8 protein-coding genes are annotated in these 8,387 nt (G+C 68.8%); 6 read left to right on the top strand and 2 right to left on the bottom strand.

The window, feature by feature from the left end:
* Positions 1 to 110 precede the first annotated feature (110 nt).
* Positions 111 to 443 carry a poly(ethylene terephthalate) hydrolase family protein gene (locus ACFPZ3_RS59870; RefSeq protein WP_379523390.1) on the bottom strand — a complete coding sequence of 111 codons (333 nt, stop codon included), beginning with the start codon at positions 441 to 443 and terminating at the stop codon, positions 111 to 113.
* An 84-nt stretch (positions 444 to 527) separates the two neighbouring features.
* On the opposite strand from ACFPZ3_RS59870, the gene ACFPZ3_RS59865 reads away from it, so the two are divergent.
* The 5 genes from ACFPZ3_RS59865 to ACFPZ3_RS59845 are packed head-to-tail and all read left to right on the top strand — an operon-like array spanning position 528 to position 5,119.
* Entirely contained in the window at positions 528 to 1,061 is a 534-nt protein-coding gene (locus ACFPZ3_RS59865) for a 2,4'-dihydroxyacetophenone dioxygenase family protein (protein ID WP_379523389.1), read from the top strand.
* Positions 1,062 to 1,095: 34 nt separating this feature from the next.
* Positions 1,096 to 2,343 carry an MFS transporter gene (locus ACFPZ3_RS59860; RefSeq protein ID WP_379523388.1) on the top strand — a complete coding sequence of 416 codons (1,248 nt, stop codon included), beginning with the start codon at positions 1,096 to 1,098 and terminating at the stop codon, positions 2,341 to 2,343.
* Entirely contained in the window at positions 2,340 to 3,377 is a 1,038-nt protein-coding gene (locus tag ACFPZ3_RS59855; protein ID WP_379523387.1) for a 2,3-butanediol dehydrogenase, read from the top strand. The genes ACFPZ3_RS59860 and ACFPZ3_RS59855 overlap by 4 nt, the downstream gene beginning before the upstream one ends.
* Positions 3,374 to 4,093, top strand: coding sequence for an SDR family NAD(P)-dependent oxidoreductase (locus tag ACFPZ3_RS59850; RefSeq protein ID WP_379523386.1), 720 nt, complete (start codon positions 3,374 to 3,376; stop codon positions 4,091 to 4,093). Before ACFPZ3_RS59855 ends, ACFPZ3_RS59850 begins: the two co-directional genes overlap by 4 nt.
* 51 nt (positions 4,094 to 4,144) lie before the next feature.
* Positions 4,145 to 5,119, top strand: coding sequence for a helix-turn-helix domain-containing protein (locus ACFPZ3_RS59845; RefSeq protein ID WP_379523385.1), 975 nt, complete (start codon positions 4,145 to 4,147; stop codon positions 5,117 to 5,119).
* A 169-nt stretch (positions 5,120 to 5,288) separates the two neighbouring features.
* Here the strand turns inward: ACFPZ3_RS59845 and ACFPZ3_RS59840 are convergent, their stop codons facing one another.
* Positions 5,289 to 6,629: an extracellular solute-binding protein gene (locus ACFPZ3_RS59840; RefSeq protein WP_379523384.1), complete on the bottom strand. Its 1,341-nt coding sequence runs from the start codon at positions 6,627 to 6,629 to the stop codon at positions 5,289 to 5,291.
* 325 nt (positions 6,630 to 6,954) lie between these two features.
* On the opposite strand from ACFPZ3_RS59840, the gene ACFPZ3_RS59835 reads away from it, so the two are divergent.
* Positions 6,955 to 8,367 (top strand): aldehyde dehydrogenase family protein, encoded by a 1,413-nt coding sequence (locus ACFPZ3_RS59835; protein ID WP_379523383.1) that lies wholly within the window; start codon positions 6,955 to 6,957, stop codon positions 8,365 to 8,367.
* Positions 8,368 to 8,387: the final 20 nt, after the last annotated feature.

Below are 8,387 nucleotides of genomic sequence, written 5' to 3'. Positions count from 1 at the left end.
GCCGGCACAGGTCGGCCTGGAGATCGCCACCACGCTCACCGTCCGGAACAGCACGGCTCCTCCCAAGGGGTGAGGCGCATGGGAGGATCACGACCGGCCGCCGGCGTGGTCTAGATCAGGGGGCAGCTGTTGCGGTACTGCGTGATGCCGTCGCGGTTGGCCATGGGACACAGGAACTGGCTGTAGCGGGTGTCATTGTCGATGGCTATCTTCAGCCAGGGGATCATGGTGCGCGCGAGTATGGTGCTCGGCTGCCCGATGTAGTTGTGACCCGCGCCCGCGATCTCGATGTAGGCCTTCTCGGTCGTCGCCGGAACGGTGTTGTACAGGGTGGTCAGGCGCGACGGGGGCACCAAGGTGTCGTTCTGCATCGCGTAGATGAGTGACTCTTCGCCTGTGCGCGCCCTGGTCTGCCTGCCACCGGAGATGTCCGGAATCTGCAAGCGGCGAGGTCTGCCACGGGAAAGACGGCATCGGCCCCTCCGGGATTCACTTCCTGGAAGCACGCGACGAAAGGGGCCGTTCACATGCCCGACATGCCCACCGGAGAGTTCTGGAAGGACCTCAAGCCGATCGAGAACTCCTTCCGCCCCGACGCTCTGCCCGAGGTCTACCTGTCCAAGGTGGCCACGGACGACGACCGCTACTACGTGCCGTTCACCGAGACCGTCGGCTCCCGGCCGCTGTGGATCAACGTCAAGGACAACAGTTGGGCCGACATCCTGCGGGCCAAGGAGGCGGGGCTGGTCAACCGGCACTATCACCCGCACGAGGTGTTCGCGTACACGATCTCCGGCAAGTGGGGCTACCTGGAGCGGCCCTGGACGGCGACCGCGGGCGACTTCGTCTACGAGGCCCCGGGCGAGGGGCACACGCTGGTCGCCTACGACAGCGACGAGCCGATGAAGACGTTCTTCATCGTCAAGGGCCCGCTCATCTGGCTGGACGAGAACGGCGCGCCCGACGGCTTCTTCGACGTGCACGACTACATCAAGATGTGCCGCGAACACTACGAGAAGGTCGGGATCGGCGCCGACTACGTCAACTCCCTGTTCCGCTGAGCCGCGGCGCACCCCCCCTTGAAGTGAGAACGTCATGACTGACCCCACAGCGGCGCCGGACGCCCGCGCGGCCGATCGGTACGAGATCCGCCTCCTCGTCATCCTCTTCCTGTCCTTCGGATTCGTCTTCTTCGACCGCCAGGCGCTGTCGTTCCTGGCGCCGTACATGGACAAGGACTTTGGCCTGTCCAACGCCGAGCTGGGCACTCTGTCCGGCGTACTCGCCCTCACCTGGGCGCTGGCCGGCATGTTCGCCGGTCGACTGTCGGACGCGCTCGGCCGGCGCAAGCCGATCCTGGTCGTGGCCGTGGTGCTGTTCTCGCTGTTCTCCGCCTCGTCCGGGCTGATGGGCGGGTTCGCCGGGCTGCTCGTGGCGCGGGCGCTGATGGGTACGGCCGAGGGCGCGGTGCTGCCGATGGCGCAGTCGCTGATGGTCGAGGCGTCCAGGGAGAGCCGCCGGGGCCTCAACATGGGCCTGCTGCAGGGTTCGTCGGCTGGGCTGCTCGGCGGCATCCTGGCGCCGCTGGTCGTGGTGTGGATCGCGGAGACCTACGACTGGCGCGTCGCGTTCTACGCCACGATCATCCCTGGGTTGATCATGGCCGCGCTCATCTGGCGATTCGTACGCGAGCGGTCACCGCGGGTCGAGGCGCCCCGAGAGGAAGCGGCGGCGGTCAGGGTGCCGCTGGGCGAGGTGCTCAAGCTGCGCAACATCGTCGTATGCATGCTGATCGCCTGCTGCTACCTCACCTGGTTTGTCACCATCATCACCTTCACCCCGACGTATCTGACCTCGGTCAAGGGCTTCAGCCCCGGCACGATGAGCGGGGTCATGACCTGTCTGGGTGTGGCGTGGGTGTTGTGGGGATTCGCGACTCCGGGCATCTCCGATCGGATCGGGCGCAAGCCGGCGCTGATCGGGTTCACGGTGCTCGCGGTGTGCTGCCCGCTCGCCGTGGTCTACGTCGAGAGCCCGGTGCTGCTCGGCGCGATCATGGTGGTCACCTACACCGGGCTCGGCTGCTTCACGCTGTTCATGGCCACGATCCCGGCCGAGACGGTACCGCGGGGCGCGCTGGCCACGGCGCTCGGCGCCATCATGGGTGTGGGTGAGCTGGCCGGAGGCTTTCTCGGGCCGATGGTCGCGGGCTGGGCATCCGACCAGTGGGGGCTGCAGGCCGCGATGTTCATCGCCGCGGGTGGCGCGCTGGTCGTGGTGGGGCTGTGCTTCGCGCTGAAGGAGACGGCTCCCGCCGTGCTGCGCCGCCGGGCGGCCGCATGAGGGCGGCGCTCTGGTACGGGGCCAAGGACGTCCGCGTCGAGGACGTGCCCGTGACGCCACCCGGTCCCGGCGAGGTGACGATCGAGGTGGCCTACTGCGGGATCTGCGGCAGCGACCTGCACGAATACGCCGACGGGCCGCACGCCGTCCCTGTGGGCGAGGCCCACCCGGAGTCCGGCGTGGCCGCTCCACTCATCCTGGGGCACGAGTTCTGCGGCACCGTCACCGAGGTCGGCGCCGGTGTCACCGGTCTCGTCCCGGGGGACCAGGTGGCGGTGGAGCCGCACTACCGGTGCGGTAGCTGCCCGCGGTGCCTGGCGGGGGAGTACAACATCTGCCGGCACTTCGGGTTCGCCGGGCTCATGGGACACGGCGGGCTGGCCGAGCGCGCCACCGTGCCCGCGTACATGCTGCACCGGCTCCCCGAGGCGGTCTCCCTGGAGCAGGCGGCGGTGTTCGAGCCGGCCGCCGTCGCCCTGCACGCGGTGCGCCGGGCCGGGATCCGCCCCGGCGAGACTGTCGCCGTTCTCGGCCTGGGCCCGATCGGGCTGCTCGTGACCCAGCTCGCGGCCCGGTACGGCGCCGGGCGCATCGTCGCCGCCGATCGGTCTGCGGCCCGCCGCGAGCTGGCCCTGCGCCTGGGAGCCGCGGAGACCGGCGCGGACCTCGCCGATCTGGCCTGCGGTGAGGGGGCGGACGTCGCGTTCGAGGTGGTCGGCTCGCAGGACACCCTGCGTGCCTGCCTGGCCGCCACCAGGCGGGGCGGGCGGGTGATGTTCCTCGGTCTAACCGGCACGGTCAGTGTGGACGCCTTCGCCCTGGTGAACAACGAGCAGACGATCATGACCAGCGTGGGATACCGGGACGTCTATCCGGAGCTGATCCGCATGGTGGCCGAGGAGGGCGTGGACCTGGCCGCGATCGTCACCTCCACCATCCCTCTGGAGCACGTCGTGCGTGACGGATTCGAAGCGCTGTCGCGCGGGCAGGAGCAGGTCAAAATGCTGATACGACCAGGGGAGCAGCGTCCGTGAGCGGGGAGTTCGCGGGGCGGCGGGCGTTCGTGACCGGGGGTACCTCGGGGATCGGCGCGGCCACGGCCGTGCTCCTCGCCGAGTCGGGCGCCGAGGTGATCGCGCTCGGCCTGCCGCCCGCCGACCCTGCCGACCTGCCAGGTCACCCGCGCGTCCGCATCGTGGAGCACGACGTGCTGGACCGTGCCGGGCTGACTGGCCTGCTGTCGGCGGGCGAGCCGCTGGACGCGCTGGTGAACTGCGCGGGCGTCAGCCACGACCGCGAGGAGTACGACCTCGCCCGTTGGCAGCGGGTCATCGAGATCAACCTCACCGCCGTCATGGTCGCCTGCCAGGCCGCCCGCCCAACCCTGGCTGAGAACGGCGGCGCCATTGTGAACGTCTCGTCCATGTTCGCCTTCTCCGGCAGCCGGGATCGGCCCGCCTACAGCGCGAGCAAGGGCGGCGTCTCCCAGCTCACCAAGTCGTTGGCGGCCGAGTACGCCCCCGACGGCATCAGGGTCAACGCCGTCGCGCCCGGCTTCGTGCTCACCCCGCTGGCCCGGGGCGTGCTCGACGACCCGCAGGCCACGGCACAGGTCCTGGCCCGCATCCCGGCCGGGCGCCTCGGGCGGCCGCGCGAGGTCGCCTCGGTGGTGGCGTTCCTGTGCTCGGCGGCGGCCTCGTACGTCACCGGCGCGGTCATCCCCGTGGACGGAGGCTACCTGGCCGTGTGACCCGGCACCTAAGCTGAGTCCCTCTGACATGCACGCACACCAGGAGGCCGCATGTCCGCCCTCTCCGTGATCTCCCAGGCCACCACCGAGCACATCGAACCCTCCGAGCGCATCCACTACTGGGAGGACTACAACCGCAAGGCGCTGGTGGGCCTGTCCTGCACCTCCTACTCCGAGCAGGGCCTGCTGGCCAGGCAGACCAACATCGAGCTGGGCGAGCTGCGCCTCGCCGAGATCTCCGGCAACGCCCACGCCATCGAGCGCAGCCCGCAGACGGTCAGGTCGACGCCCAAGGACTCGGTGTTCGCGACCCTGCTGGTCAAGGGGGAGGCGGTGTTCCTGCACGAGAACGGCTGCCTCGCGGCCACGGCGGGCGAGCTGGTCGTCTACGACACGCGCAGGCCGTATCTGTTCGGGTTCTCCTCCTCGATGCGGCAGATCCTGGTGGACGTGCCGCGTGAGCTGTTCGCGCGGGCGTGCGTGGGAGGTGGGTCGCCCGGGCCGATGTTGTTCGGGCGGGGCACGGCGCGGGAGGGCGCGCTCGTGGCCGCGCTGAGCTCCCTGCTCGGCGGGCTGGCCGCGTTGCGTGGCAGGCACGATCCCGCCGACGCCGAGCGGGCCGTGCTCGACCTGCTCAGGCAGCTCGCCGAGGAGCGTACGGGCGGGCGGCCGGGGCCCGACGCCTACCGGTCGCAGCTCATCGTGGCCGAGGACTACATCGACCGGCATCTGCACGACCCCTGCCTCGGAGCCGCCCAGGTGGCCGGGGTCATGGGCATCTCGGTACGGCACCTGGCGCGGATCTTCGAATCGACCGGCAGGGCGCCGGCGCGGCACATCATGGAACGGCGCCTGGCCCGGGCACATCGGGAACTCACCGGGTCCGGGGCGCGGCAGACCACGATCGCCGACGTCGCGCACCGGTGGGGGTTCTCCAGCCAGGCCCACTTCGCCCGCCTCTTCCGCGCCAGGTTCGGCCTCACCCCGAGCGAGGCCCGCGCGGAGGCGACGAAGCCGATCGCGTAAGCGGAAGGAGACACACCTCACGTAGCCGACCGGCCCACATGAGCCGGGGGCTCCAAGACGCCGCGGGGGGAGCACGTGGCCGGCAGGCTGCGGTGAATCTCCAGGTGGTCGGCATTGCCGGCCTTGAACAACAGAGTGGGTACGGCCGGCCAGACCAGGGAGGCCCGGCTCACTTCCCGATGACCCCGTTGAGGCTGGTGGCGAACTGCTGCGGCGAGATCGACAGCTGGAACAGCTTGGCCAGGTTGTCCAGCAGAACCTCAGCGGCCGTCGGGCTGAGCGCCTGGTCCCAGGACTGCTGGAATGAGTCGGCGTCACTGGCGAGGCCGTACACGAACTTTCGCCACGGCGTGTCGGCAGAGGTGCCGAACAGCGCGTCGGCGCCTTTGACGATCGGTACCTGGTTGACGCCGATCCAGTCCTTGGCCTGCGCGTCGGAGTTCATCTCGGTGGTGAAGAACTTCTTGACGATCTCCTTCTGCTCCGCCGTCGCCTGAGCGGAGATCGCCATGTACAGGGCAGGGGTGCCCACGGCGTTGGCAGGCTTGCCCTTGCCGCCCGCCACTGTCGGGAAGTTCATGTAGCCGAGGTTGCCGCCGGCGACGAAATCGCCGGCGTCCGCCTTCATCGACCCGTACGCCCAGCTGCCGTGCAGCATCATCGCGGCCTTGCCGGTGTGGAGCAGGGCCATGTCGGCGCGGGAGTCGGCGGTGATCGACGAGAAGCCCTTGACGAAGCCGTCCGCCTTGACCAGGTCCTGCAGCTTGGTCAGGGCGTCGATCGCGGCCGGGTTGCTCCAGGCGTCCTTCTGCCCGTCGTAGATCGTCTGGAAGAGCTCGGGGCCGCCGATGCGGTCGAAGAGGAACTCCAGCCACATCATGTTCGTCCAGCGTGACTGCCCGCCGAGTGTGATCGGCGCGATCTTCGCGGTGTTGAACTTCTTGACCAGGTCCAGGATGTCGCCCCACTCCTGCGGGGGCTGGACGCCGACCTGGTCGAAGAGCTTCTTGTTGTAGTAGAAGATGATCGGCGAGCAGGTCTCGCACGGCAGGGCGTAGATCTTGCCGTCGACTGTGGCGGCGCCGAAGGCGGAGGGGAACAGCCGGTCCTTGATGGCCGGGTTCTGGTCGAACCACGGGGTGAGGTCGTCGACCTGGCCGGCCTGGACGTAACTGCGCAGGCCGCCGCCGCCCCAGCCCCAGATGATGGTGGGCGCCTGGCCTGCGCCGATCGCTGTCTTGATCTTGGTTTTGTAGGCGTCGTTCTGGAAGGTGGTCGTCGCGATCTGGCTGTTCGGGTTGGCCTGGTTGAAACGCTGGACCGCGCCGGCGCGCACGCCTTCGGTCGGCTGCCCGGACACGTACCAGTAGGTGAGCTTGCCCGGGCCGCCAGTGGCGGCGCTGCTGCCACCCGAGCCCGTCTGGGTGGGCCGAGTGCCGCCGCAGGCGGCCAGAGCGGCGGCCATGGGGAGGGTGAGAAACGTACGGCGAGACGTTGTGTTGATCTCCACGCTGATCTCCGGACTTGAGCGTGTTGGGTCGGCATCGGCCGCTCGGGAGAAACTCTCGGAACATTCGTTATTTTCCGTGAGTGAAACTCTCGGAACATTCGCGACGTACTGAGTGGCACGCAATCTAAGCTTCGCTCTCAGGGGTGTCAAGAGGCTCCAGAACCGGGAATTCGCGCGCGCCGCGGCAATTCACAGGAGTGGTTATTACTACGCGCGCGCGTAAGGGACGACCTGATGCGAGCCATTGACTCCGGACATCGCCGGTCGTACGCTCGCGAGTGGCATATACGAACGATGGTCCGTATATACGAACCTGGAGGTTGATGTGCTCGAGCGCCAGCAGATCCTGATCGACGGCGACTGGGTGCCCTCGGCCGGTGACGGGGTCATCGAGGTGGAAAACCCGGCGACAGAGGAGATCTTCGCCACGATTCCCCGTGGCAACGCCCATGATGTCGATCGGGCGGCTGAGGCGGCTGCCGCGGCCTTCTGCGAGTGGTCCCAGGCCCCGTTGAACAGGCGTTACGAGGTGCTGCACCGCCTCGCCGACATCGTCGAGAGCCGTGCCGACGAGATCACTCGCGCCATTGTCAGCGAGATCGGCGAGCCGCACTCGATCGCGACCGGGCACCAGACCCTCTCGGCCGTCGCGCATCTGCGGGGCACCGCCGATTCGCTGAAGGACGTCGACTGGGATGTGCAGGCCGGTGACACCCTCGTGCATCGGGCTCCGGCGGGCGTCGTCGGCGCCATCACGCCGTGGAACGTCCCCCTGCTGCTGATCGCGATGAAGGCCGGCGCCGCACTGGCGGCAGGGTGCACCGTGGTGCTGAAGGGCACCGAGGTCGCCCCGATGAGCTCGTTCCTCTTCGCCGAGGCCACTGTCGAGGCGGGCCTGCCGAAGGGCGTGTTCAACCTGGTCTCGGGCACCGGACCCGAGGTCGGCGAAGCTGTCGCAACCCACCCGAAGATCGACATGGTCTCGCTGACCGGCTCTGTCCGCGCCGGGAGCAGGGTCATGGAGCTGGCGTCGGCCTCTGTCAAGCGGGTGGCTCTGGAACTCGGCGGCAAGTCCGCGAATGTCATCCTTGAAGACGCCGACCTGGGGCTCGCGGTCACCACGGGCATCCAGGACGCCTTCCGCAACTCCGGCCAGGTCTGTGGTGGCCTCACCCGCATGCTGGTGCATCGTTCACGACTGGCGGAGGCTGAGGAGATCGCCGCCGTGAAGGCCGCCGCCTACGTCCTGGGCGATCCCTACGCTCCGGACACCACCCTTGGCCCGGTCGTCTCCCGCGCGCAGCGCGACCGCGTACGTGAGCTGATTCAGTCAGGCGTCGACGATGGTGCCCGTCTGATCGCCGGTGGCCCTGAGCAGCCAGAAGGGCTGGAGCGCGGCTATTTCGTCAAGCCCACGATCTTCACCGGCGACCCGTCTCACCGGATCGCCCGTGAGGAGATCTTCGGCCCGGTGGTGACGATCCTGCCCTACGAGACCGAGGAGGAGGCGATCGCCATCGCCAATGACTCCCAATACGGCCTGGCCGGCGCGGTGTGGTCCGCCACGACCGAACGCGCCCGGCAGATCGCCCTGCGCCTGCGGACGGGTCGCATCCGCATCAACGGCTCCCCGGTCAACCCCCGGGCTCCGCACGGCGGATTCAAGCTGTCGGGCATCGGCCGGGAGAACGGCCGGTTCGGCATCGAGGAATTCCTCGAATACCAATCCATCGGCTGACCTGACCATCGTGAATCCGG

The organism is Nonomuraea insulae (genome assembly GCF_042656245.1).
This window is presented reverse-complemented; position numbering and strand designations above follow the sequence as displayed.

Bases quoted from the DNA above. Each gene is read 5' to 3' on its own strand.
- ACFPZ3_RS59860 (WP_379523388.1), top strand. From the start codon at position 1,096: ATGACTGACCCCACAGCGGCGCCGGACGCCCGCGCGGCCGATCGGTAC.
- ACFPZ3_RS59845 (WP_379523385.1), top strand. From the start codon at position 4,145: ATGTCCGCCCTCTCCGTGATCTCCCAGGCCACCACCGAGCACATCGAA.
- ACFPZ3_RS59865 (WP_379523389.1), top strand. From the start codon at position 528: ATGCCCGACATGCCCACCGGAGAGTTCTGGAAGGACCTCAAGCCGATC.
- ACFPZ3_RS59855 (WP_379523387.1), top strand. From the start codon at position 2,340: ATGAGGGCGGCGCTCTGGTACGGGGCCAAGGACGTCCGCGTCGAGGAC.